The sequence below is a fragment of the Nocardioides sp. L-11A genome (assembly GCA_029961745.1).
GTDB lineage: Bacteria > Actinomycetota > Actinomycetes > Propionibacteriales > Nocardioidaceae > Nocardioides.
Genome location: CP124680.1, coordinates 2,071,363 through 2,094,078, shown reverse-complemented (window position 1 = coordinate 2,094,078; position 22,716 = coordinate 2,071,363). Strand labels below are relative to the sequence as shown.

General features: G+C 71.6%; 26 protein-coding genes. 25 read left to right on the top strand and 1 reads right to left on the bottom strand.

All coding sequences use genetic code 11. The features are described from left to right. The first annotated feature begins 60 nt into the window (after positions 1–60). Positions 61–621: an MT-A70 family methyltransferase gene (locus QJ852_09870; protein WGX98738.1), complete on the top strand. Its 561-nt coding sequence runs from the start codon at positions 61–63 to the stop codon at positions 619–621. A gap of 23 nt (positions 622–644) precedes the next feature. Further along, positions 645–2,138: a phage terminase large subunit gene (terL, locus tag QJ852_09865; protein ID WGX98737.1), complete on the top strand. Its 1,494-nt coding sequence runs from the start codon at positions 645–647 to the stop codon at positions 2,136–2,138. Here terL and QJ852_09860 read toward each other — a convergent pair. Beyond that, positions 2,135–2,305: a hypothetical protein gene (locus QJ852_09860; protein WGX98736.1), complete on the bottom strand. Its 171-nt coding sequence runs from the start codon at positions 2,303–2,305 to the stop codon at positions 2,135–2,137. The genes terL and QJ852_09860 overlap by 4 nt on opposite strands. A gap of 174 nt (positions 2,306–2,479) precedes the next feature. Between QJ852_09860 and QJ852_09855 the strand changes: the two genes are divergently transcribed. The 23 genes from QJ852_09855 to QJ852_09745 all read left to right on the top strand — a co-directional run bounded on the left by QJ852_09855 (position 2,480) and on the right by QJ852_09745 (position 22,711). After that, positions 2,480–4,072, top strand: coding sequence for a hypothetical protein (locus QJ852_09855; protein WGX98735.1), 1,593 nt, complete (start codon positions 2,480–2,482; stop codon positions 4,070–4,072). A gap of 26 nt (positions 4,073–4,098) precedes the next feature. Further along, on the top strand, positions 4,099–5,658 hold the full coding sequence (locus QJ852_09850; GenBank protein WGX98734.1) for a phage minor head protein: 1,560 nt from the start codon (positions 4,099–4,101) through the stop codon (positions 5,656–5,658). Continuing rightward, on the top strand, positions 5,651–5,944 hold the full coding sequence (locus tag QJ852_09845) for a hypothetical protein (GenBank protein ID WGX98733.1): 294 nt from the start codon (positions 5,651–5,653) through the stop codon (positions 5,942–5,944). The genes QJ852_09850 and QJ852_09845 overlap by 8 nt, the downstream gene beginning before the upstream one ends. Before the next feature lie 267 nt (positions 5,945–6,211). Next, positions 6,212–7,513 carry a hypothetical protein gene (locus QJ852_09840; protein ID WGX98732.1) on the top strand — a complete coding sequence of 434 codons (1,302 nt, stop codon included), beginning with the start codon at positions 6,212–6,214 and terminating at the stop codon, positions 7,511–7,513. 3 nt (positions 7,514–7,516) lie between these two features. Beyond that, on the top strand, positions 7,517–7,942 hold the full coding sequence (locus QJ852_09835; GenBank protein ID WGX98731.1) for a DUF2190 family protein: 426 nt from the start codon (positions 7,517–7,519) through the stop codon (positions 7,940–7,942). Between the two features lie 13 nt (positions 7,943–7,955). Next, positions 7,956–9,107 carry a hypothetical protein gene (locus QJ852_09830; GenBank protein WGX98730.1) on the top strand — a complete coding sequence of 384 codons (1,152 nt, stop codon included), beginning with the start codon at positions 7,956–7,958 and terminating at the stop codon, positions 9,105–9,107. A gap of 103 nt (positions 9,108–9,210) precedes the next feature. After that, on the top strand, positions 9,211–9,594 hold the full coding sequence (locus tag QJ852_09825) for a hypothetical protein (GenBank protein ID WGX98729.1): 384 nt from the start codon (positions 9,211–9,213) through the stop codon (positions 9,592–9,594). After that, positions 9,594–10,031, top strand: coding sequence for a DUF6093 family protein (locus QJ852_09820; GenBank protein ID WGX98728.1), 438 nt, complete (start codon positions 9,594–9,596; stop codon positions 10,029–10,031). Before QJ852_09825 ends, QJ852_09820 begins: the two co-directional genes overlap by 1 nt. Positions 10,032–10,045: 14 nt before the next feature. Beyond that, complete coding sequence (locus QJ852_09815; GenBank protein ID WGX98727.1) at positions 10,046–10,453, top strand: HK97 gp10 family phage protein; 408 nt, start codon at positions 10,046–10,048, stop codon at positions 10,451–10,453. A 19-nt stretch (positions 10,454–10,472) separates the two neighbouring features. Continuing rightward, entirely contained in the window at positions 10,473–10,946 is a 474-nt protein-coding gene (locus tag QJ852_09810; GenBank protein WGX98726.1) for a hypothetical protein, read from the top strand. A 133-nt stretch (positions 10,947–11,079) separates the two neighbouring features. Next, a complete protein-coding gene (locus tag QJ852_09805) occupies positions 11,080–11,283 on the top strand; it encodes a hypothetical protein (protein WGX98725.1) in 204 nt (67 codons plus the stop codon). 3 nt (positions 11,284–11,286) lie between these two features. After that, entirely contained in the window at positions 11,287–11,811 is a 525-nt protein-coding gene (locus QJ852_09800; GenBank protein ID WGX98724.1) for a hypothetical protein, read from the top strand. 160 nt (positions 11,812–11,971) lie between these two features. After that, entirely contained in the window at positions 11,972–12,574 is a 603-nt protein-coding gene (locus QJ852_09795) for a hypothetical protein (protein WGX98723.1), read from the top strand. 95 nt (positions 12,575–12,669) lie between these two features. Next, a complete protein-coding gene (locus QJ852_09790) occupies positions 12,670–13,056 on the top strand; it encodes a hypothetical protein (GenBank protein WGX98722.1) in 387 nt (128 codons plus the stop codon). A 56-nt stretch (positions 13,057–13,112) separates the two neighbouring features. Further along, positions 13,113–16,538, top strand: coding sequence for a hypothetical protein (locus QJ852_09785; GenBank protein ID WGX98721.1), 3,426 nt, complete (start codon positions 13,113–13,115; stop codon positions 16,536–16,538). A 22-nt stretch (positions 16,539–16,560) separates the two neighbouring features. Beyond that, positions 16,561–18,384, top strand: a complete 1,824-nt coding sequence (locus QJ852_09780) for a hypothetical protein (GenBank protein WGX98720.1) — start codon at positions 16,561–16,563, stop codon at positions 18,382–18,384. Beyond that, complete coding sequence (locus tag QJ852_09775; GenBank protein ID WGX98719.1) at positions 18,381–19,463, top strand: hypothetical protein; 1,083 nt, start codon at positions 18,381–18,383, stop codon at positions 19,461–19,463. The genes QJ852_09780 and QJ852_09775 overlap by 4 nt, the downstream gene beginning before the upstream one ends. A 71-nt stretch (positions 19,464–19,534) precedes the next feature. Further along, positions 19,535–19,924: a DUF2746 domain-containing protein gene (locus tag QJ852_09770; protein ID WGX98718.1), complete on the top strand. Its 390-nt coding sequence runs from the start codon at positions 19,535–19,537 to the stop codon at positions 19,922–19,924. Beyond that, complete coding sequence (locus tag QJ852_09765; GenBank protein ID WGX98717.1) at positions 19,921–20,559, top strand: hypothetical protein; 639 nt, start codon at positions 19,921–19,923, stop codon at positions 20,557–20,559. Before QJ852_09770 ends, QJ852_09765 begins: the two co-directional genes overlap by 4 nt. After that, positions 20,556–21,314 carry a hypothetical protein gene (locus tag QJ852_09760; protein WGX98716.1) on the top strand — a complete coding sequence of 253 codons (759 nt, stop codon included), beginning with the start codon at positions 20,556–20,558 and terminating at the stop codon, positions 21,312–21,314. The genes QJ852_09765 and QJ852_09760 overlap by 4 nt, the downstream gene beginning before the upstream one ends. After that, positions 21,311–21,490 carry a hypothetical protein gene (locus QJ852_09755; protein ID WGX98715.1) on the top strand — a complete coding sequence of 60 codons (180 nt, stop codon included), beginning with the start codon at positions 21,311–21,313 and terminating at the stop codon, positions 21,488–21,490. The genes QJ852_09760 and QJ852_09755 overlap by 4 nt, the downstream gene beginning before the upstream one ends. A 3-nt stretch (positions 21,491–21,493) precedes the next feature. Continuing rightward, positions 21,494–21,895 carry a hypothetical protein gene (locus QJ852_09750; GenBank protein WGX98714.1) on the top strand — a complete coding sequence of 134 codons (402 nt, stop codon included), beginning with the start codon at positions 21,494–21,496 and terminating at the stop codon, positions 21,893–21,895. 48 nt (positions 21,896–21,943) lie between these two features. Continuing rightward, positions 21,944–22,711: a hypothetical protein gene (locus QJ852_09745; GenBank protein ID WGX98713.1), complete on the top strand. Its 768-nt coding sequence runs from the start codon at positions 21,944–21,946 to the stop codon at positions 22,709–22,711. Positions 22,712–22,716: the final 5 nt, after the last annotated feature.

Below are 22,716 nucleotides of genomic sequence, written 5' to 3'. Positions count from 1 at the left end.
TCCCTTCCCCAGAGCGCGTGAGCCCCATGGGTCGAGCACCACGCCCGCAGGAGCACACCCATGTCCGCTCGCAGCACCCCACGCCGCTTCGCGACGATCCTCGCCGACCCGCCCTGGGACGTCGCTCAGAAGGGCACTCTCGGCGCGATCCGCCACTACGACCTGATGACTCTCGACCGCATCAAGGCCATGCCGATCAGCGACCTCGCGACCGACGACGCCCACCTGTGGCTCTGGGTCACCAACGCCACGCTGCGCGACGGGTACGACGTCGCCGATGCGTGGGGCTTCACCGTCCGCTCCCCGCTGACATGGGTGAAGTTCCGGCTCGGGCTGGGCAACTACCTGCGCAACTCGACCGAGCACCTGCTGTTCGCGACCCGCGGCCGCGCGCCGGTCCGGTTCAAGGCGCAGCCGACGTGGATGACCGCTCCCGTGCAGGACCACAGCCACAAGCCGGAGGAGCAGTACGCGCTGATCGAGCGGGTCTCCCCTGGCCCGTACCTCGAGCTGTTCGCCCGCCGGCACCCGCCGACCTCCGAGCCGTGGGCGGTGTGGGGCAACCAGATCCCGTCGTCGGTCGAGATCCCTGGCTACCCGGTGCCGGAATACTCCATCTGACCTGAGCGGGGGCGGTGATCGCGATGACCACCGCCCCCGACCTGATGGTCGAGATGATCCGCACCCAGCTCGCCCCCGAGCTCCGCCAGCGCCCCTGGGCCGCACCCGGCGAGATGGCCCAGGCCCTCGACCGCACCACCGTCCAGACGCCCGCGCTCCGCAAGATCGACGAGCGCCTCGTCGCGGTCCGCGACGGCCAGTGCGAGCGGCAGATCATCAACATGCCCCCGCAGGAGGGCAAGTCTCAGCGGACCTCGGTCTGGTTCCCGCTGTGGCTGCTCCACGGCAACCCCAACCTCCGCATCGGCATCGTGTCGTACGGCCACGACGTCGCCCGCCGCTTCGGCCGCCGGATCCGCGACACCCTCAAGGCCAACCCGGACCTCGGCCTCCAGCTCTCCCAGTCCTCCCAGCGCCAGGACGAGTTCGAGCTCCTCGGCTACCAGGGCGGCGTCGTCTGCGTCGGCGTCGAGGGCGGCCTCACCTCGAGGCCGATCGACGTGCTGATCATCGACGACCCGTACAAGGACGCGAAGCAGGCCGACTCGAAGGCCTGGGCCGACACGATCAAGAACTTCTGGTCCGAGGTCGCGCTCCCCCGCCTCGCCCCGGGCGCTCCCGTCGTGCTGATCCAGACCCGCTGGCGCGAAGATGACATGGCCGGCTGGCTCCAGAAGGAGTTCGCCGACGAGTGGGACGTCCTCAACATCCCTGCCCAGGCCGACCACGACCCCGAGAAGGGCGAGACCGACGTCCTGGGCCGCGAGCCCGGCGAGTTCATGGTCTCCGCCCGCGGCCGGACGGTGAAGGACTGGCTGAAGAAGATCCGCGAGGTCGGATCCCGCGCCTGGAACGCGCTCTACCAGGGGCGCCCGGCGCCGGCCGAGGGCACGATCTTGAAGCGCGGCTGGTGGAAGCGGTACGACCAGCCGCTCTGGCTGGAGCGGGAGGACGGCTCCCGGATCGTCACCGGGTTCGACGACCTGGTCATCTCCTGGGACCTGACGTTCAAGAAGACCGAGGGCACCGACTACGTATCCGGTCAGGTCTGGGGCCGCCGCGGCGCGAACGCGTACCTCCTTGACCGTGTGCATGGCCGGATGGACTTCGTCGAGACCGTGGCCGCGGTCCGCCGGCTCGCCGCGCGGTGGCCGCAGGCGACGTTGAAGCTCGTCGAGGACAAGGCGAACGGGCCCGCGGTGATCTCGATGCTGGGCCGGTCGGTGCCCGGGATCGTGCCGGTCGAGCCCGACGGCGGGAAGGAAGCCCGCGCCGCGGCGGTGTCACCGCTGGTCGAGGCCGGGAACGTGTGGCTCCCCTCGAGCGAGCTCGCGCCGTGGGCCGACGACGTGATCGAGCAGTGCGCCGGGTTCCCGACCGCGGCGCACGACGACGACGTCGACGCGCTGTCCCAGGCGCTGAACCGGATGATCCTGCAGCCGCTGCTGCTCGATCAGCTGGTAGTCGATGAGGATCTCGAGCCCGAGCTCGAGGCCTTCAACATCACGCCCTACTAGGCGTCCGCCTTGGTGACTTCGGCCCACATCCAGTTCCCCGGGGTGTAGATCGCGAGCGTGTTCGACCCTCCGCGCAGCACGTGCAGGTGACCGTCAACGATCTTGATATCGACTCCGTCCGGATGCTTGGCCTCTCTCGGTCCCGACTGTCGAACGACGACCGGCATGCGCATCCCCTTCCCGTTCGGAATGCCGCTGGTCTCTCGGTCCCGACTGTCGAACGACGACCGGCATGCGCATCCCCTTCCCGTTCGGAATGCCGCTGGTCGGCACTCTCGAACCAGAGCGTATGGCGACGTTCCGACACAATCCCACGACGTCAGAGAGGCAGGTGATCCGCCGTGCCCGACTGGCCCCAGGGATCCGTCCCCAACACCGAGCGCCTCCTGACCGAGGTCGCCGCGCTCGCCGGCGACAACGCGCTCCTCAAGGAGCGGCTCGCCGACCTCGAACTCGCCGCCGAGGACGTCGGCTGGGAGCGTGCGTCGGCCCGGCTGCAGGACGAGTTCTCCCGCAAGGGCCTGGAGAACGTCACCCGCAACTGCCGGGTCATGGCCGTCGCGTCCCCGCTGATCAAGCGCGGCATCCAGCTCCGCACCGGCTACATCTGGGGCCAGGGCCTCACGATCCAGGCCCGCGCCGCCAGCGACGACCAGGGCGAGTCCGGGCAGGACGTCAACGCCGTCGTGCAGGCATGGTGGGACGACGAGTCCAACCAGAAGGCCCTCACCGGCACCCAGGCCCAAGAGGAGCTCGAGCGGGCGCTGGGCACCGACGGGCAGGTGTTCATCGCCTGCTTCACGAACCAGCTCACCGGGCGGGTGCAGAACCGGTCGACGCCGTTCGAGGAGATCGTCGACGTCGTCAACAACCCCGACGACCGCGACGACCCCTGGTTCTACCTGCGGCAGTACACGACGTACACCGAGAAGCCGTTCCGCAACGCGGCTGGCGTGCTGACGATGCGGTTCCGGCCGGTCGTCGTGAGGGTCGCGCACCCGGCGCTGGGGTTCTGGCCGGCGACCCGGCCGAAGGCGATCGACGTCGACGGCACCCGGTACGACGTGCTGTGGGACCAGCCGATCCTCCACGTGCCGGTGAACCGGCTCGACGGGTGGAAGTGGGGTGTGCCCGACGTGTACGCGTCGCTGCCGTGGGCGCGGGCGTACGAGGGGTTCCTGACCGACTGGGCGAGGTTGTGCAAGGCGCTGAGCAAGTTCGCGTGGAAGCTCACCGGCGACCGGGCCACGAAGGTCCGCGCCGCGGCGAGTCGCCTGCAGTCCGCGCTCCCGGCCGACGTGCCGCCGATCGGTGGCAGTGACGCCGGCGGTGTGGCCGCGATCGGGCCGGGAGGGAACCTGGAGGCGATCCCGAAGACCGGCGCGACGATTGACAGCGAGTCCGGTCGTCCGCTCGCGTCGCTGGCGGCCGCCGGGCTGGGCCTGCCGGTCACCACGCTGCTGTCCGACCCGGGCACTACCGGGGCGCGGGCGGTCGCGGAGACGCTGGAGCAGCCGACGATCCTCGAGATGGGGATGCGTCGGCAGCTGTGGGGCAACGTACTGGCCCAGCTGGCCGGCTACGCGATCGACCAGGCGGTGAAGGCGCCGCAGGGGCCGCTGCGGGGTGTGATCCAGCAGGACGGGAACCGGCAGGTCGCGACGCTGGCGGGCGAGGTCGAGAAGACGGTCGTCGTGGACTGGCCGGACCTGAACGAGTTGGACCCGAAGTCCGCGGTCGAGGCGATCACCGCGGCGGACGGTACCGGCGTGGTTCCGCCGTTGGAGACCCTGCGGCTGCTGCTCGCGGCGCTGCGGGTGAAGGACGCCGACGAGGTGATCGCGTCGGTGACCGACAAGGACGGGAACTTCATCGACCGGCGGGTCGGCGCTGCTGCAGCCGCGATCGCTGCGCAGCGCCAGCAGGCGGCCTGAGGTCCTGGCCCAGTGAGTGCTGAGCGGTGAGCACCGGCACCCCCGAGCAGCCCAACCCGTACGCCGTCGAGATCGCCCTCGCCGCGGCGCTCGCCGAGATCACCAACGCCCAGGACGCGACCATCACCCAGGCATGGGCGGCCGCCTGGTCGGAGATCTCCGCCGAGCTGCTCGACACCCTGACCGAGATCCTCACCGACGCCGGCCGCGTCAACGCCACCGCCGTCGTGCGGTTCGAGCGGTTCGCCCGGGTCCTCGCCGGGATCGCGGACCACCTCGACGATCTCGCCACCGCGCTCGGCGTCACCGTCACCAACGACTTGGCCGACGTCCTCGACCAAGCTGAGACCGGGACCGTCGAGCTGATCGCCGCCCAGCGGCTGGCCCGCAGTGTCCCGGGCCGGGAGGTCCCCACCCCGGCGCTGGACGCGATCGTGCGTCGTACGACGCAGCAGGTCACCTCGACCGCGCTCCCGCTGGCCGACGAGACCTACGCGATCGTGCTCGGCGAGCTCACCCGCGGCGTCGCGGCCGGCGACAACCCCCGCCAGACCGCGGCCCGGATGCTCCAGCGGGCCGAGAACCACTGGAACTTCGGCCGCTCCCGCGCGGTGACGATCGCGCGGACCGAGACCCTCGACGCCTACCGCGAGGGCGAGCGCGTCACCCAACTGGCCCACGCCGACCTCCTCGCCGGCTGGGTCTGGGTGTGTCATCTCGGGCCGCGGACCTGCCGATCCTGCCTCGCGATGCACGGCCAGGTCTTCGACCTCGAGGTCCCCGGCCCCGACGACCACCAGCAGGGCCGCTGCAACCGGATCCCAGTGGTTCGGGAGGAGGACGGGTCGGTCGACCTGTCGTGGCTGCCGTCGGCCGAGGACCACTTCGCCGCCCTCACCCCGGCCGATCAGCAGGCGATCCTCGGCAAGGCCGGCTGGCGCGCCTGGGTCGCCGGGGACTTCCCGATCGAGCAGTGGACGAAGCGGCGGACCAACGATGGCTGGCGCGACTCCCAGGTCCCCGCCAGCCCCGGCGACGCCGGCGGCCGCGGTGGCGGAGACGGCCGGCCCGGGGACAGCAGCCCACCGGAGCCCCCTGCCCGGGTGCTGCCGATCGACGAGCACTTCGTGTACGACGGGGCGCTCGGCTCGCAGGGCCGCAACGAGCGGTTCACGTACGGCGCCCTCGATCGTCTCGGTCTGATCGCGCCGGTCGACGACCCCGATCTGTACTTCGACGACGACGAGTTGGTGGTCGCCGAGTGGCTGCGCGGCCGCGGCCTCGCCGTGCGGTCGGTCGCGAACGCTGACGACCTCCCGAAGACGCCTGACGCCGTCATCGACGGCGCGAAGGTGACCGTCGAGTTCAAGACCCTCAAGGCGGACCGGATGACGACCGTCCGCAACGCCGCCACGGAAGGGCGACGCCAGGCCGAGCGGATCGTGATCAACGGTCAGCCGGTCGGCCTCCCGGCCGGGACCGCGGACGATGCGATGGGACGGATCCTCGGCCTGATCGGTGGCGTGATCGAGGAAATCGCGATCCTCCGCGGCGACGGCACGAGCGTAGGATGGACCCGTGGCTGACTACGACCAGATCATCTTCCTCAGGGACGCGTCCCTCGAGGACAAGGTGGCTGCGCTCGTCGAAGGCATCGCCACCCACCCGACCAGGATCGCCGTGGAGCCGTACCACGACCCGGCCGACCCTGAGGTCGAGCTCGCGATCTTCTTCGCAGCGAACAACCAGACCCAGCTCGACGAGTGGGTCGACGAAGTACGACAGCGCCTGGCTGAGCAGCTTGATCTCGACGCCGCGGCCGCGCCGACCGCCGACGAGTACGAGCTCGTCGAGCTCGCCCGCCAGCGCTGACCTACCTGGCGCGCTGCTGGCCTAGCCGCGGCCGTCCTCCGCGTGCGCTGATGTAGCGCACCGTCTCGCAGCGTCCGCACTGCTCCTCGGTCTCTGCCCCTCGCACGAGCGAGAGGTGGATCCCTTTCACCGCCCAGACGTGATCCGCTCCGGCGACGCACGCCTGGGCGTCGTCATGTCCGGAGCCAGCCGGCTCGCCCGGACCGTCCTCGCTGGTCACCCGCCGCACGCTACCCGCCCCACCCCCACCACCGGGAGGTCCCCGTCATGCCCAAGCCCCTGCGCGAGACCGCGCGCCTGCTCGAAGCAGCCGCCACCACCGGCGGCCTGCGGCTGGTCCAGCTGATCTCGCCCGGCTGGGGCACGTCGGGCTACTACTCCCCCGAGGTGCTGGAGTCGGCCGCCGCCGACCAGGTCATCCCGGCCGGCACCCACATGTACGCCGACCACCCCACCGACCTCGAGCTGATGGAGCGCCCCGAGCGCTCGATCAAGGACCTCGTCTCCACGACCGCCTCCGACGCGCGGGTCGCGACCGAGACCGACATCGCCGCCGGCGCCGACGAGGGCGCGCTGGTCGCCGAGGTCCGCGTCGTCACGCCGTACCGCGACCTCATCGACGACCTCGCCGACGACATCGGCGTCTCGATCCTGGGCGCCTACACCGACGCGACCATCGGGGAGGCCGAGGGCCGGCGCGGTCAGATCATCGAGGGCCTGGCGTTCATCCAGTCCGTCGACTGGGTCACCCGGGCCGGCCGCGGCGGCCGGGTGCTGAGCGTGTTCGAGTCCGCGAAGGCCGGCCGCCGGGCCGCGGCCCGCGGGCTGCGGGAGGCCACCGTCAACGACACCCGCGACGGCCTCGCCGTCGCGCTGCGCGACGCCTACGGCAGCGGCGAGCGGACCTGGGTCTGGGTGCGCGACTTCGACGACGCCACGGTCTGGTTCGACGTCGAGTCCGACGACGACAACGGCATCTACCAGCAGGGCTACACCCAGAGCTCCAGCGGCGCTGTCGAGCTCACCGGCGAGCGCACCGAGGTGCGGATCGTCACCACCTACGTCCCGGCCACCCGGCCGGACGACCACACCACCGAGGAGTCCAAGGAGGACACCATGGGCAAGATCCAGATCGAGGAGTCGGAGCACACCGCTCTCCTCGAGAAGGCCGGCCGGGTGGACGCTCTCGTCAGCGAGAACGCCACCCTGAAGGACAACGAGGCCCGCCGGGTCCGGACCGACCGCGCGCGCGTGCTGGTCGCCGAGCGCGCGAAGGCCGCCGGCGTCGCCTTCGACGACCTGCAGGTCCGCGGCCTGCTCGTCGACCTGCCGCTCACCGAGGCCGGCGACCTCGACGAGACGGCGTTCTCGGCGTCCGTCGACACCGCGGCCACCGCCCTCAAGGAGGCCGCCGCACGGTCGGCTTCCGGCGGTACCGGCCAGGTCGTCGGGTTCGGCGGCGACCCGGGCGGCGGGAGCGGTGTCACCGAGTCCCGGCGCACGACCACTCCGTGGGGACGCCCCCTCACCGAGTCCGGCAACCAGACCGGCAACCAGAAGGGAGCCTGACCGATGGCCCGCAACGAGATCTTCCGAGACGCCGACCACCTCTCCCTGCCGGTCCCGGCAGGGAAGAAGGCCGGCGACCCCGTCCGCGTCGGCGGCCTCAACGGGGTCTGCGAGACCGACCGCGCCAAGACCGACGTCCCGGCGTACAACCAGGACGGCACCCGCAACGCCAGCTACAACTACGGCGGCGGCAACCCCAACGGCCACGCGACTGTGTGGCTCAAGGGCGGCCACGAGTTCGACGTCGAGTTCGCCGTCGCCGCCGTCGGTGATCCCGTCTACATCCTCCCCGACGGCACCGCGCTCACCGACGAGCCCGACGACGGCGGCTCCCCCGCGGTCGAGAACCCGGTCTACGGCCACGCGCTGACGACCAAGGCCGCGACCGTGGGCACCCCGAGCCCCCTGACCGTTCGCATCGCGAACTGAGAGGACCAGACCCATGACCAACACGATCGAGGTCCTCCACGGCAACAACGCCGTCCAGGCCGCCTCCGACGCCGACTTCCCCGGCGCCACCAACCCGCGGAACTTCCGCATCTCCGAGTCCCTCATGGACAAGGCGATGACCCTGATGGAGGACGCCTTCCGGGGCAAGTGGGGCGCCGCCCAGCGCCTCGCCGAGGCGTTCGCCACCAGCGACTTCACCCTCGCCGCGTTCGCCGCGATCGACACCGAGATGCAGCGCCAGTACGACGAGCTCCCGTCGACCTGGCGCGGCTACACCGACACCACCACCGTCAACGACTTCCGCCCCAAGCGGCTGCTCGACAAGTGGCGCAACACGATCGGGTTCGACCTCGTGCCCGAGCTGACCGAGTACCCCGCCGAGGACAAGCGCGGGCACGCGGTCAACGAGATCGCGGTCGCGAAGTTCGGTCGCCGGTTCGCGATCTCGTGGGAGTCGTGGATCAACAACGAGGCGATCCAGGAGTTCGAGGACCTGCCGGGCACCATCGCCCGCCAGGCCCGCGAGACGGAGGCCATCAACGCGGTCTCCAACCTGATCGCTGCGAACCGCAACGGCGTGAACACCGACTTCTTCAAGGCCGGCAACGGCAACGCCCCCACCGCGCTGCCGCTGACCCTCGACAACCTCGACGCGGTGCTCGACCTGATGGCGGCGAAGAAGTCGAAGATCTCCGGCAAGGTCGTCGCCGCGCCGCCCCTGCAGGTGGTCGTGCCGCAGACCCTGAAGCGGACGATCGAGCGGATCCTCGCGGTCCGCACGATCAAGAAGACCGAGACGTCGGGCAGCAACTCGACCGAGTTCGAGTACGACAACTACGTCAACGTCGACTACGTCGTCGACCCGATGCTCGACTACTGGAACACCGGCTCCAAGGCGGCCGGGACCTGGTTCGTCGTCCCCAAGCCGAAGACCGCGCGGCCGGCGCTGTGGGCGGCGTACCTGCGCGGCCACGAGCAGCCCGACATCCGGGTGAAGTCCTCGGCCAGCCAGCGGGTCGGCGGTGGGGACGTGTCCCCGCTCGAGGGGTCGTTCCAGATCGACGACATCCAGTACCGCGGGCGTCACATCGTCGGCCACCAGACCGGCGACCCGACGTTCACGTACGCCTCGAACGGCAGCTGACGCGGGCAACTGCTGCTCTCGCCGTGGGCGGCCCGAGCGACCGGGCCAGGGCCGCCCACGGTTCCACCCCCACCGCACCACCACGACCAGGAGGAGGCTGACCATGGCCGTCGACTTCACGACCCCGCTCGGGCAGGTCCGCCTCCTCCTCAACGACGTCGACGAGGACGCGTTCGTCTTCACCGACAACGAGATCAACGCCTTCCTCGCCCTCGAGCGTGGACGGGTGAAGCGCGCCGCGGCGCAGGCGATCGACTCCCAGGCCACCAACGAGGCGCTGGCGCTGAAGGTCCTCAAGGACCACCAGGTGCAGACCGACGGCGCGAAGCTCGCCGACGCGATGCGCCGGCACGCCGACTCGCTGCGCAAGCAGGCCCGCGAGGACGAGGACGCCGACGACGACGGGTTCTTCTTCGACGTCGTCGACATCGTCGGCGGCAACGGTCGCCCGCCCGAACTCACCGAGCACCCCCAAGGCTGGTGCTGATGCCCCGCGCTGTCGGCTACGGCCGCCCCGGCAACCCGGTCTTCCCGCCCGGCTGGGCCGCCGCGGCCGCCGGCGTGCTGGACCGCACCCACGACTCCACCGTCTCCGTCGGCCCCGCCGGCGCCCAGCGCTCCTGGAGCGAGGCCGACGGGCAGACGATCACCACCGCGGCCGCCCCGGCGTACGACGGGCCCGCCACGGTCCGCCCAGCCGGCGAGGCCGACAGCAGCCAGCCCGTGGTCGGTGAGGAGCAGGTCACCGTGACCCGCTACCAGGTCGGGCTCCCCCACCCGACGGCCGGGATCGAGGTCGGGCACGTCGTCCACGTCGCCACGTCCCCCGACGTCGCGCTGATTGGGCGTGACCTGACCGTGGTCGAGGTGGAGTACGGCGATCGCCGCTTCACCCGGCACGTGTACGCGACCCTCAACGACTGAGCAGGAGGCGGACCGTGATCGTGACCATCGACCTGTCCGAGGTCCGCCACCTCGCCGCTGACCTCCGCAGCGCCGGCGCCCGTGTCGAGCCGGCCGTCGACCGTGAGGTCGGCCGCGGCGGCTACCGGGTCCAGGGCCGCGCCCAGGTCAACGCGCCGAAGGACACCGGCAACCTGGCCGAGTCGATCAGCACCGACCTCGGGCACCTCTCCTACGAGGTCGGCCCCGAAGCGTCGTACGGCGGCTTCGTCGAGGAGGGCACGACCGGGCCGTACCCGATCGAGAATGCCTTCGGCCGCGGGATCCTCGTCATGCACCCCGGCATCAGCCCCCAGCCCTACCTCGGCCCGGCGTTCGACGCCGAGCTCCCTCGCACCGAGCGCGGCATCCTCCGCACCGCCGCCGACCGGACCCTGGGCTGACGGGGCGAAGGGGCTAGAGATGAGCAGCATCCGCCGCCTGGTCCTCGCCCAGCAGGTCGACGCCCGGCTCCGGGCCATGCCCGGTCTGCCGGCCGTGGAGTTGTACGCCGGCGAGATCCCCAAGCCGCCGCCCATGCTCACCATCCCCGGCACCAGCACCCCGGACCCGTCGGGCCGGGTCGCGCCGTACGTCGTCGTCTTCGGCGGGATCGGACGGCCGGTCGTCGAGCCCGACGTCGCACGGTGCGCGGATGAGCTCGACTGGCCGGTCCACCTGATCTGCGTCGCGCCCTTCCGTGACGACGTGCTGGCCCTGGTCGACCGCGTTCACTCCTGGCTGTTCCGCTGGTCGCCCGTCGTCAACGGGGTCGCGGTCGGGGTCCTGGAGCCGCCGCTCGGGTACGAGCCGCCCCCGCCGCGCCGCCTCGACACCGTGCAGCCGGTCCGGTTCGAGGTCCCGCTGCAGTACCGGCTCACCGCCACCGCGACCTGACCCCCTGCGGGCCGCCCCCGCCACCCCTCTGTCTCCCGACGCACCTTCCCCGGCGCCGGGCGATCCGCCCTGCCTGCTTCCCCCAGGCAGCGGCCCATCCATCACCGCCCCGACCACCGAGGAGGACCCCGTCATGGACGGATTCGTCGAGGTCTACGCGAAGTCGACCGGCCGCAAGCAGCGGGTGCCCGAGCACTGGCTCGACCACCCCGTGCTCAGCCGCGACTTCGAGAAGACCCCCAGCGCCCGAGCCGCCGAGCAGGCGCCCGCCCCGAAGCCCCCCGCCGGCATCCCGCCGACGGGCAGCAAGCCCCCGGCCGCCGGGGAGAAGGAGTAGAAAATGCGCAGCCTCGCCGACGGCCACGAGAAGATCGCCGTCCTGACCACCCAGCCCGAGGACCCGAGCCAGCCCACTGTCGCCGAGCTCAACGCCGGCATCGACGCCTCGTGCGCCATCCTCGCGTCCGACTGGACGTTCGGCCCCACCGACTCGGATACCTTCGCGGAGCCCGCCGTCTGCGAGGACTCCAACGCCCAGTCCTACGGCCGCTCCAACGGCCAGTTCGGCGCGACCATCTTCCGGCACTTCGCGACCGCGACCCCGGGCCAGGCCGACGCCACCGCCGACACCACCTTCGCCGCGCTGAAGGTAAAGGGCACGATCGTGTGGGTGTACTCGCGGCTCACCGCGAAGAAGTCCGCCGAGGCGTGGGCCGAGGACGACGAGATCCGCTACGGCGCCGAGGTGCTGACCGACACCCCGCAGCCCCCGCAGGAGGCCGGCGGCTACATCAAGTCCCGGGTGCCCGGTCAGGTGCAGCGCGCCTGGCCGTACATCAAGGCCGTCACTTCCATCCCCGGCTGATCTGCCGCTCGGGCTGGCAGGGCCCTCGATCCGGGGTGGCGGGCGTCGTGAGGACCGCCCGCCACCCCACCGGCCCACCACAGCACTCCCCGTGCACCTCCCGTCCTCGCACCCCGTCCTCGCACCCCGTCCTCACCGTCCTCACGCCTAGGAGCACACCGTGACCCAGCACGCCGAGACCGACCCCATGACCGCCGACATCCCCTCCGCGGCCGCCGCAGAGCAGCCGGAGCCGGCCGTCACCGAGTACCTCGACCTCGACGCCGTCCTCAGCGGCGCCGCGATCCTGGCCGAGCGCACCGAGATCCTCTACACCAAGCCCCACCTCGAGGCCCAGCTCGACGCCCTCGACTTCGAGATCCAGCGGCTCACGTCCGGCGCCGCGCCGAAGTCGGAGCTCGACGAGAGCGCCGTCGGCGACAGCCCCGTATCGGCCGACGGCCGCTCTGTCGAGGCGCTCATCGAGGAGCGGCAGGCCAAGCGCCGCGAGTACATCGCATCGGGTCGCAAGGTGCTGCTGCGCCAGATGAACGGCGACGCCTGGGCCGAGTTCGAGGCGAAGTGGAAGAAGGAGCTCGCCGCCAAAGCGCCGTACCCGATGGCGATGTGGAACGAGCTCCTCGCCGCGTCGCTGGTCTCCCCCGCGGCGTCGGTGGAGAAGGTCGCCGCGCTGCGGAAGAAGTTCGGAGCGCCCGCGCTGGAGAAGCTCGCGCGGTCGACGTGGGAGATGAACACAGAGGGGGGCGTGTCCGTCCCTTTCTAGCCACGCTCCTCGCGCGCCCCGGCTCCCAGACGGCGCGCGACGAGCTCGCGCTGGCCCTGCAGCTCCGGACGCCGCCGTCGGCCCTGCGGGGACGGATGACGACGTCGTACCACCACTACGACGAGGAGGGCCGGCTCGCCCGCACGGTGACCGAGCCGGTCTGGACCGACCTGGACCGGGCGCTGCTGATGGCCTACCAGCGCTACCTCGGCTCGCTGTGCCCCGGGGAGTGCGGGCAGCCGAAGGCGCTCGCCCACCACCCGGCGAACGACGGCTGGTACGGCATAGCGGACACGGTGATCTGTCACGCCTGCACCGCGCTGAAGCGGGCCGCGAACGAGGGCTCGAAGGAGCCGGTGAAGCCGGTCGAGTTCCACGTGCTGAACCACGACCGGGACTACCAGGCCAACCCGCTCCCGCAGCTCGATCTGGACCGGGATCTCGACCGGCCCCGCGACCTGCCCGCCGGCTGGGCTGCCTGACCGCTGCCCCGATGGCCTGAGAGGACGGTGCTTCGATGGGTTCGACTGTGCGGTCTGTGACCGTCCGGCTCGACGCGATGGTCGCGGAGTACGAGCGCAAGATGAAGCGCGCCGGCGACACCACCGAGCGCGCGTTCGACCGGATCCACGCGTCCACTGCACGCGCACGTCAGGACTTCGTCGCGACCCAGCGGGCCACCGACCGGCTGGAGACGTCCACCGCGCGGCTGAGCTCCACGACCAACCTCGTGGCGCCGTCGCAGCGTCGGCTCGCCACCGAGGTCGACCGGGTCTCGGTCGCGGCGGTGCGCGGGTCGGCGTCGATCGACCAGTACTCCGGGCGGTTGAAGCTCCTGGGCGAGGTCCTCGCGGTCCTCGGGCCCGGGCTGCTGCCCTTCGGCGCCGGCGGGCTGACGGCCATCGCCAGCCTGGCCGGGTTGTTCGGTGCGGGGGCCGCCGGGGCGCTCGCCATGCTCGGCGCGCTGCAGGGCGTCGGGGACGCGCTGAAGGTCGTCGAGAAGGCCCGCCTGGAGCCGACCGCGGACAACCTCCGCGAGGCCCGGGCCGCGCTGAAGGACCTCACGCCTCAGGCGCGGGAGTTCGTCGCGCGCTTCGGGGAGATCCGCCCGGTCCTGAAGGCGATCCGCGACTCCGGCGCCGGGGAGCTGTTCCCTGGGGTGACGTTCAGTCTCGACCAGCTCGAGCGGCTGGAGCCGATGCTGAGCCGTCTCGCCGCGGCGTCCGGTCGGGCCGGTGGGACCGCGATCGCACGCAGTGCGCAGTCGCTGGCGAGCGACCGGTGGGAGCCGTTCCTCGACTTCCTCGTCGACGAGATCCCCCAGGCCGTGGCGAACGCGACCCAGCTGGTGGGGTCGCTGGCTCACGCTGGCGCCGAGATGTGGATGACGTTCGACTCGACGAACGACCGGTTCGTCGACTGGCTCGTCGACGTCGCCAACGGGCTCGACAGGTGGTCCTCGTCGGCCCAGGGCCGGGAGGACATCAGGTCGTTCCTGGCGTACGCCGAGAAGACGGGCCCGAAGGTCGGGGACTTCTTCGTCGGTGCCGCCGACGCGTTGACGCAGCTCATGCAGGCCGCCGCTCCGCTGTCCGGTCCGGTACTGGACACGCTGACCGCGCTCGCGAAGGTCGTCGGTGCGGTCGCCGACAGTGACCTGGGTACGCCCATCCTCGCGGGACTCGCTGCGCTGTCGCTCTACAACCGCGCGTTGCAGGTGACCGCGACGCTGCAGACCAAGCTGACCGGCTCCCAGGCGCTCGGCACCGCGCTGGCCGGCGGCGGGATGCTCGGCGCGACCCGCGCCAGCGGGGCGGGCGTCCGGCAGCTCGGGCGGGACCTTAGGGAGTACGGCGCGCTCCGCACCCAGGTCCTGGCGCGCACCACCGCCGAGACCGAACGCATGAACGCCGCCATGGCTCGATCGAAGCCGGCGCTGGCGGGCCTGGCGAAGGGCGGCGCTGCCCTCGGCGGTTTGGCCATCGCCACCTCCGGTGTCGCCGACGGCATGGGAGCGACGAACGCCGCGTCGCTCGCGCTGCTCGGCACGATGGCCGGCCCGTGGGGTGCGGCCGCCGGTGCCGTGGTGGGCGCGCTGATGGATATCGCGTCCGCGAACGACGCCGTCGTCGCGTCCTACGAGGCGACCATGAGCGCGGTCGAGGCCAACGACCTCACCGGGGCCCAGGCGAACCTGGCGCAGCTGCGCCAGGAGCAGAGCGCGTTCGCCGAGAAGGCCAAGATGGACACCGAGGACTGGCTCCAGGCGGCCACCGGGATCGGGGTGCTCCTCAACGGCGCCGAGATCAAGAACGGCTTCGAGGGCCTTTTCGGCAGCTCCGACGTCGAGGAGGGCGCCGCGCAGCTCAAGGAGGCCGAGAAGGCCGTCGAGGAGATGCAGATCGCCTCCGACAAGCTGGCGGAGTCGCAGGCCCGGGTCAAGAAGGAGAACGACCTCCGGCAGTGGGCCCAGGATGTCGCGAAGTCGATGCGCTCGCTGGCCGAGGACATCAAGAAGCCCGAGACAACGCTGGCTGACCTGCAGAAGCGGCTACGCGACATGGGCAGCGCCGACGCCGAGATGGGCAAGAACATCAAGGCCGCGTTGAAGAACGGCGCCGACGCGGACGCTCTCCAGCGGATCATTGACGAGCTGGGACCCGAGGCTGGTCTGGCGCTGAAGGAGCTGGCCGCCGGCGGCCGGGAGGCCGCAGCGGACCTGAACGCTTCGTTCTACGCCGCAACCGACGGCGCTGGGGTGCTGGAGGGCGCGATCGCCCAGGTCGGGAACCGCGTCCGCAGACTGCCGAACGAGCACGACATCAAGATCACTGCCGACGGTCGCGCCGCGATGCAGCGGATCGAGGAGATCCGCGCGCTGGTCGCCGGCATCAAGGGCAAGACGGTCCGGATCAACATCGTCGCGAACTACATGAACCGCGACGCGAAGCTCGCTGCAGGCGAGGCCGGGCCGGGCGTCGGGCAGCAGGCAGACGGTGGGCTGTGGTCCGGCGGCGTGCGGACCTTCGCCGGCGGCGGGTTCGGTGCCGACGGCCGCTACTACCCACGGGTCTCCCAGATCGTGCGCGGCGGCGCCAACATCCTCTGGGGCGAGGAGGAGACCGGCTGGGAGGCCTACATCAGCGGGAAGCCCTCCCAGCGCCGTAGGAACCTCGACATCTGGGCCGAGGCCGGGCGACGGCTCGGGCTCGGCGGACGCGGCCCGGTCCGGGAGTACGCCGCTGGCGGCATGGTGAGCAGCCTGAACCTTCCGCAGCAGCCGATCTACACCACCGCGACCCTGGAGACTGCGGCCGACCGCGAGATCAAGCTGGTCGGGCTCAGCCTCAAGCAGCTGCGCCACCAGCTGAAGCTGTCGGAGAAGTCCGTCGAGGCCGAGCGGCAGCAGCGCGACGACCTGGTCTCGCGGCGCGACAGCCTGGTCTCGGGCGTCCGGTCGGGGCTCGACCGGGGCATCTGGAAGCCCAACACCGGGTCGGTGTGGGCCGAGGGCTCCGGCGACCCCAACGCCTCGCTCCGCAACGACATCGCGGGAATCGACCAGTTCGACGCCCTCACCGGCCGGCTGAAGAAGGTCCTCTCCGGGCCGGCGCTGGAGGCGATCCTCGCGGAGGGCGACCTCGCGACCATCCAGGCCTACGCGGGGATGGACGACGCGACGCTGCGGGAGTACCAGCGGCTCTACGGCGTCAAGCAGCAGCGGCTCATCGACGTGTCGGGGATGGTCGGCAACGAGCTGTACGGCACCGAGCTGAAGGCCGCCAACAAGGAGCTGCGGGGCGCGAACAGGCGCCTGGACCGGATCGAGAAGGCGATCGACCGGAGCACGGCATCGAACAGCGCGGAGCAGTCCGCGACCCGCGCCGAGTCGAAGAAGGGCGCAGGGAAGGCCGCGAAGGACAAGCCCCGCGGCCACGTCCCGAAGTTCGCGCTGGGCCGATGAGGCCGATGAGGGAGGAAACCCGATGACGACGATGGTGCTCGACCAGGCGCCCGAGCTGACCTGGGGCGGGTTCGTGCTGCGCGGCGAGACCGACCCGGATGTCCCGTGGCAGTGCGAGACCCTCGCGACCACGGACTTCGGCAACGCCGTGCCCATCATCGAGTTCATCGAGTCGTCGCTGATCGTCGACGGCGGCGAAGCAGTGGTGACTGGGTGGGAGCGCCGGAGCTTCACGGTGGAGATCCGGATCACCGCCCCTGACGGGCAGGCGATGTCCCAGGCCCAGCAGGCGTTGTTCGCGATGGTGCACGGCGACGAGAAGCCGGCGCTGCTGTGGACCCCGCCGATGGTGGGCGCCTGGACTGGCGCGTTCGACGTGCTCGCGGTGAGGTTCCTGCGGAAGTGGGACGTGCCGGGCGACTGGTCGCATCGCGAGCGGTACCTGCGTCAGCGGGTCTTCCAGCTGGAGTTCACGTGCAAGACGTGGATCCGCGATCCCGAGCCGATCATCGTGCCCGCGCTGCCGGTGCCGGAGGACCCCGACGATCCGATCACCGTCGACATCGACGCCTGCAACTCCCTGACCGGCTGGACCAGCCCTGGGACGCTGCACCTCGGCAGCGGATACATCGAGGTCTACAGCACCGGCGGTTCTGCGAACAACTACTGGTACACGGCCATCCGCACCGGTCTCGTCACGATGGGCACGACCTCCTACATCCGCATCACGGCCCGCACCGCGTGGTCCGGAGTGCCGTCCAGGCCGCAGGTCAGCTTCACGCCGCCCGGAGGAACCTCGCCGGGTCCGCGGCTCCCCATCGCCGAGCACCCATCGAGCCTCGGCGGGCTCTGGGTCGACTATTACTTCCAGCCGACGATGCCCGCCTTCGAATCGATGAGGATCGACGTCGGCCGGGACCACGAGAAGCCCTGGGAAGACGAGTCACTGCTTCTGTACGTGGCTCACGTAGCCAGAACCGAGCAGATCGAGGTCCCCGGGTCGAACGGCTTCCAGGTGGCGCGGACCATCACGATCGAGGGGTCGGGTCCCACCGGCGCCGCCATCACCCTCGACGCCGGGACTTCGCCGCTTCTCGGGTCGACAGCGCTGATCTACACCGGTCAGTCCGAAGCGATCCCGCTGCGCCAGCTGCGGGCGACATCGGCGCCGGTGACCCCGGACCCAGCCACGATCTCCGGCTCCCGGAACACCCTCGCGAGCCCCACGACGTGGCTCGTGCCGGTCAGCCGGCTCGCTGAGGCCACCTACGACCTCAACGCCAGGCTGCAGTTCACCGGCACCGCCCGCGTCTACTGGACGGCTCGACTCGTCGCGACCGATGGGTCAGACGTCCCCGGATCGGACGTCGTCCGCAGCGGCGACATCCTGCTGCGCAACGGCAGCGCCGATCCGTGGAAGATCCACACCCTCGCGAGCATGCAGATGCCCATCATCAAGGTGCAGGGCCTGACCACCCACAAGGTCGAGGTCACCATCTCGATGCCTGTCGGGGGCTCGGCTGTCACCCTCGACGAGGGCTGGCTTCTTGACGCAAGCAACGGGGCCGTGACTCTCGTTCACGAGCCCTCGGCGCACCAGCTCTCCGGGATCGAGATCCAGTCGCCGCAGCTGGGCGCACCGCGCTACGCCGTTGTCGGGACATGGGTCGGGTTCGGCAGCCAGGACATCTCCCGCCTCACCCGGCTCGGGCGCCACCGCTTCCCGCCCGGGCTGCTGCACATCTTCACCGCCACCGACCTCGCCAAGTACGCGCCCTGCTCGCTGCGCTACCACCGCACCCACGCGCAGGAGCCCGGCCCCGCACTGCCCGAGCCCGCCGCGTGAGCGCCTACGACCAGGCCGACGTCACCCTGTACGTCGACGGGATCTCTCTCGACACCGTCGTCCCCTGGGGCGACATCGAGATCACCGACCGGCGACCCGGGAACTGGGCCGCGTCCTGGACGATGTCCCTGCCCCCGGGAGACCGGCCCGAGCTCTTCCGCCGCGGCGCGCTGGTCGAGGCCTACGCCGGCACCCGACTCCGATGGTCCGGCATCCACGACGAACCGGACTGGAACTCGGGCACCTTCTCCGCGATCGGGATCGCCCGCGCCGGGGAGGGCGCCGAGTGCCTCACCGCCGGCGGCGCCGTCACCTCCAGGCCGAACACCGCCCTCGACTACGCCGGCGTGCGGGGCGTCACCGGCTGGCTCCGGGGCCGCGACTTCGGCAACGACCCCGTCGCCGGGCCCGAGGGCACCCCGACTACCTCGGACCCCGACCCGGGCAAGCTGGTCGACCTCCTCGACGCCCGCTCGGTCAAGCTGTCCGGGGAGACCTCCACCACCATCCAGTGGTACGTCACCCCCGAAGGCCTGGTCGACCAGCGCACCGAGAACGAGGACGCCACCGCCTGGATCGTGCTGCCCGGCGCGACCGAGCTCGGCGTCGCCAGCGACAACGTGACCGACCGGGTCTTCCTCCGCTTCGCCGACTCCACCGCCGGGGGCGTGCACCACACCGTCTCCTACCCCGGCGCCACGCCCAGGAACGGGATCGAGCGGAAGGCGTCGATCGTGCAGCTGGGGCCGATCACGCCCACCGACGCTCTCGACCGCGCGGAGGGCATGTACCGGCGTGCGCTGGCCGGCCGGACCGGCTGGTCGAACGGCCTCACGCTACGGGCCGGGCAGGTCATCGACACCGGCGGCCTGTGGGCCGACCTCTCGATGGTCCGGCCTGGGCAGGCACTGCGGGTCATGGACCAGCGCGACCCCCGCGGCGTCGCGGCCGAGATCAACGTGCTGGTGGACGAGACCGTCTGGCGGCCCGGGCGTCGCGAGATCCAGGTCAACCCGATCGGGCTGGCCGCGCGGACCTGGGAGCAGGTCATGGAGGAAGCCATGGCCACCGCCGACTGACAACCCCCGGCTGACCACCCACGGCACCCCGCCGGCTCGACCAGCCCCACCGCACAGCGAGGAGCAACCCTGTGGACCCAGCCGTCGCCTCCGTCCTCGGCATCCTGATCTCGAGCGTCATCGGCCCCGTGCTGATCCTCCTCGTCCAGCGCCGGCAGGGCCGGGTTCTGGCCGCCACGCACGAGCAGGTCGCCAACACCCACGACACCAACCTTCGCGACGACCTCGACAAGCTGCAGGCCCAGGTCGTCGCGATGCGCGGCGACGTCACGGTGATCCGTGCCCAGGTGACGACCGCCCGCGCCGACCTGGCCGATGTGAAGGCGTCGTCGGCCCACACCGACGAGAAGGTCTCCCGGATCGGCGGCCAGCTCGACGCCCACCTCACCAGCGCCGCGGCCACCGACGCCGGCGTGCACGCCCGCCTTGCAGCGCTCGAAAACCGACAGGAGAAGCCATGACCGTCGTCCCCTACGCCCAGTGGAGCACCCGAGCCCGCGGCGCGACCCGGGCCAGCCACCCGATCGGCGCGACCAAGGGCGTCACCCTGCACTGGGAGGGCCCGCACATGGGCGTATTCCCCCACGGCCGCTGCGTCGACAAGGTGCAGTCGATCCAGGCGTTCCACCGCGACAGCCGCGACTGGGCCGACATCGCCTACAACGCGGTCGTGTGCCCCCACGGCGTGATCTACGAGGGCCGCGGCCCCGGCGTGAAGTCCGCCGCCAATGGCAACACCGAGGACAACGACGACTGGTACGCCGTGTGCTACCTCGGCGGCGAGCGCGACGGCTTCACCGACGCCGGGAAGGGCGGCATGATCGCGGCCGTCGACTGGCTCCGCCGCGCCGGCGGCGCAGGTCTACTCGTCAACGGCCACCGCGACCACAAGGCGACCGACTGCCCCGGCCCGGACATCTACGAGTGGCTCACCGAGCGGGACTGGGACCCGAAGCCGGCCCGGAAGAAGCGCCGCCCGAAGAAGGTCCGCGAGGCGATCAAGGCCGGCAAGGCCGCCCTCGTCGGCGCCGGCGCCAAGCAGGCCGCGAAGATCCGCGACGCGATCGCGGACTACAAGCGCGTCAACAAGCGGTGATCCGCCGCACCTGGGCCGGCGCCCGGCAGCTGCTACGCCGCGCCGCCCGACCCGGCCGGCCGGTCGCGCTGTCCGCGAACCTCCTCGTCGGGCGCCGCCGACGACGGGTACGGCGGGCGCTGCGCAAGCACCTCAGGCGGCGCGCGCAGGTCGTCGCGCTCCAGGAGGCCGGCGGCTACCTCGACCTCATCGACGACGCCGCCAAGGAGGAGGGCTATCGGCCGCCGATCCACGCCAAGCCGACGGCCGGCCGCGGCATGGACTCCAGCGTGCTCCTGTTCCGCGACGACGTGCCCGTGTACGCGCAGGGCGTCGCGCTGGTCCGCGCACCGTGGACCGGGCCGCGGCTCAAGATCCGGTGGCCCGGCCGCGGGATCCCGTGGGGCGTGGCCGACCTCGACGTCGCCGGTCAGGTCCACCGCACCCTCGTCGCATCGATCCACGGCCCGTGGGGCTACGACCGCGGCAACGCCCGGTCCTGGCGTCGGTACCTGCGTCGGCTGCGCCGTATGGCCCGCCGCCTCGCGAAGCGCCACGGCGCCACGCATGTGCTGTTCCTCGGCGACTGGAACTGCTCCTCCGTCGCAGTCGACGAGCTCTCCGTGCGTCGGCTCCTGGCCGACCGGATCGACGCCGACATCGTCCGCACCGGCACGCCGATCGACTACCTCGTCACCGACCTCGACCTGGTCGGCAAGAAGGGCCCGCGCCGCGGGTCCGACCACCACTCCATCGAAGGACGGGAAGCAGCATGAAGAACCTCAAGCCCTACGCCAAGGCCGTCGTCGCCGGCACTGTCGCGTTCTGCGGCGCCCTCGGCACCGCGCTCGCCGACGGCAACGTCTCCGGCGTCGAGTGGTGCGGCATCATCCCCGCCACAGTGGTCGCGATCGGCGCGGTGTTCGGCGTCCCCAACCGCCCCGCCGAGTAGCGCATGTACGCAGGCGTCCAGTTCTACTTCGACATCCCCGTCGGCCACCTCTGGCGCCACGAGCTCAGCGCCAAGGACCGCAACACCGGCCGCGCGATGATCTTCGACGAGCCGGGCTGGGTCGCGACCTGCGTGCTCCGCGACAGCACCGGCACACAGCTCGCAGTGCTCAACAACGCTGGCACCGGCGACGGAGCCATAGTCCTCGGCACTGGCATGGTCGCGCTCGAGTTGGACGCCGGCTTCACCGCGACGCTGGCGCCCACCACGGCGTACCGGCCAATGGCCTCGAAGGCGTTCGTGTATGCCGACGTGTCGCTGACCGACCCGCAGCAGCCCGGCCAGCCGTTCGTCCTCGCGCGGGGCAAGGGCGTCGTCTACCTGCCCACCACCGTCACACCGTGACCCCCTGCCCCCATGCCCGTCCTGAACGCTCTGATCGGAGGCTGACCGATGGCTGACCCGCTCTACCCCCGTGTGATCGTCGACCGGTCGATGGTTGGGCCCCCGGGCCGCGACGGCATCGACGGGGTCAACGGGGCGCCCGGCGCTCCCGGGGCACCTGGTGCGACCGGCCCGGCTGGGGCCGACGGCGCTCCTGGTGCTCCCGGCGCCAACGGCGCCGACGGAGCCGACGGGGCCGACGGGGCGCCCGGGCCGGTGCAGTGGCTGATCAGCCACACCGTGCCCGACCCCGAGGTCGGCGCCGACGGCGAGCGGTGCCTGCAGCCGATCACGGGCGACGTGTACGCCAAGGAGGCCGGCGCCTGGACGCTGGTCGGGAACCTTCGCGGCCCGCAGGGCATCCAGGGCGAGACCGGCCCGACGGGCGCCACCGGAGCCACCGGCGCAACAGGCGCCACCGGCGCCCAGGGCGTGAAGGGCGACCGCGGCGAGCAGGGCATCCAGGGCCTGCAGGGATTCCAGGGCGAGACCGGCGCAACGGGCGCCACCGGCCCCACCGGTGCGGCGGGCACCGCGGCGACCATCGCGCCGGGCACCGTCACGACCGTGGCCTCCACCGCGCCCGCGACGGTCACCAACACCGGCACGCCGACGGCCGCGGTCTTCGCGTTCGAGATCCCGCAGGGCGTCCAGGGCCCCGCCGGCACCCCGGGCGCCGACGGGATCGACCCGTACCCGATCACCGTCGTACCGGCCGGTGACCCGCTGCCCGGCGGCCTCGCGCCAGGCACCCTCGTCCTGAGGCCCGCGACGTGAGGACG

What these genes read in the sequence shown, in the direction of transcription:
- terL (WGX98737.1), top strand. Translation starts at nt 645, where the DNA reads ATGACCACCGCCCCCGACCTGATGGTCGAGATGATCCGCACCCAGCTC.
- QJ852_09765 (WGX98717.1), top strand. Translation starts at nt 19,921, where the DNA reads ATGACCGTCGTCCCCTACGCCCAGTGGAGCACCCGAGCCCGCGGCGCG.
- QJ852_09805 (WGX98725.1), top strand. Translation starts at nt 11,080, where the DNA reads ATGGACGGATTCGTCGAGGTCTACGCGAAGTCGACCGGCCGCAAGCAG.
- QJ852_09870 (WGX98738.1), top strand. Translation starts at nt 61, where the DNA reads ATGTCCGCTCGCAGCACCCCACGCCGCTTCGCGACGATCCTCGCCGAC.
- QJ852_09840 (WGX98732.1), top strand. Translation starts at nt 6,212, where the DNA reads ATGCCCAAGCCCCTGCGCGAGACCGCGCGCCTGCTCGAAGCAGCCGCC.
- QJ852_09835 (WGX98731.1), top strand. Translation starts at nt 7,517, where the DNA reads ATGGCCCGCAACGAGATCTTCCGAGACGCCGACCACCTCTCCCTGCCG.
- QJ852_09790 (WGX98722.1), top strand. Translation starts at nt 12,670, where the DNA reads ATGACGACGTCGTACCACCACTACGACGAGGAGGGCCGGCTCGCCCGC.
- QJ852_09825 (WGX98729.1), top strand. Translation starts at nt 9,211, where the DNA reads ATGGCCGTCGACTTCACGACCCCGCTCGGGCAGGTCCGCCTCCTCCTC.
- QJ852_09780 (WGX98720.1), top strand. Translation starts at nt 16,561, where the DNA reads ATGACGACGATGGTGCTCGACCAGGCGCCCGAGCTGACCTGGGGCGGG.
- QJ852_09830 (WGX98730.1), top strand. Translation starts at nt 7,956, where the DNA reads ATGACCAACACGATCGAGGTCCTCCACGGCAACAACGCCGTCCAGGCC.
- QJ852_09755 (WGX98715.1), top strand. Translation starts at nt 21,311, where the DNA reads ATGAAGAACCTCAAGCCCTACGCCAAGGCCGTCGTCGCCGGCACTGTC.
- QJ852_09860 (WGX98736.1), bottom strand. Translation starts at nt 2,305, where the DNA reads ATGCCGGTCGTCGTTCGACAGTCGGGACCGAGAGAGGCCAAGCATCCG.
- QJ852_09750 (WGX98714.1), top strand. Translation starts at nt 21,494, where the DNA reads ATGTACGCAGGCGTCCAGTTCTACTTCGACATCCCCGTCGGCCACCTC.
- QJ852_09745 (WGX98713.1), top strand. Translation starts at nt 21,944, where the DNA reads ATGGCTGACCCGCTCTACCCCCGTGTGATCGTCGACCGGTCGATGGTT.
- QJ852_09810 (WGX98726.1), top strand. Translation starts at nt 10,473, where the DNA reads ATGAGCAGCATCCGCCGCCTGGTCCTCGCCCAGCAGGTCGACGCCCGG.
- QJ852_09800 (WGX98724.1), top strand. Translation starts at nt 11,287, where the DNA reads ATGCGCAGCCTCGCCGACGGCCACGAGAAGATCGCCGTCCTGACCACC.
- QJ852_09820 (WGX98728.1), top strand. Translation starts at nt 9,594, where the DNA reads ATGCCCCGCGCTGTCGGCTACGGCCGCCCCGGCAACCCGGTCTTCCCG.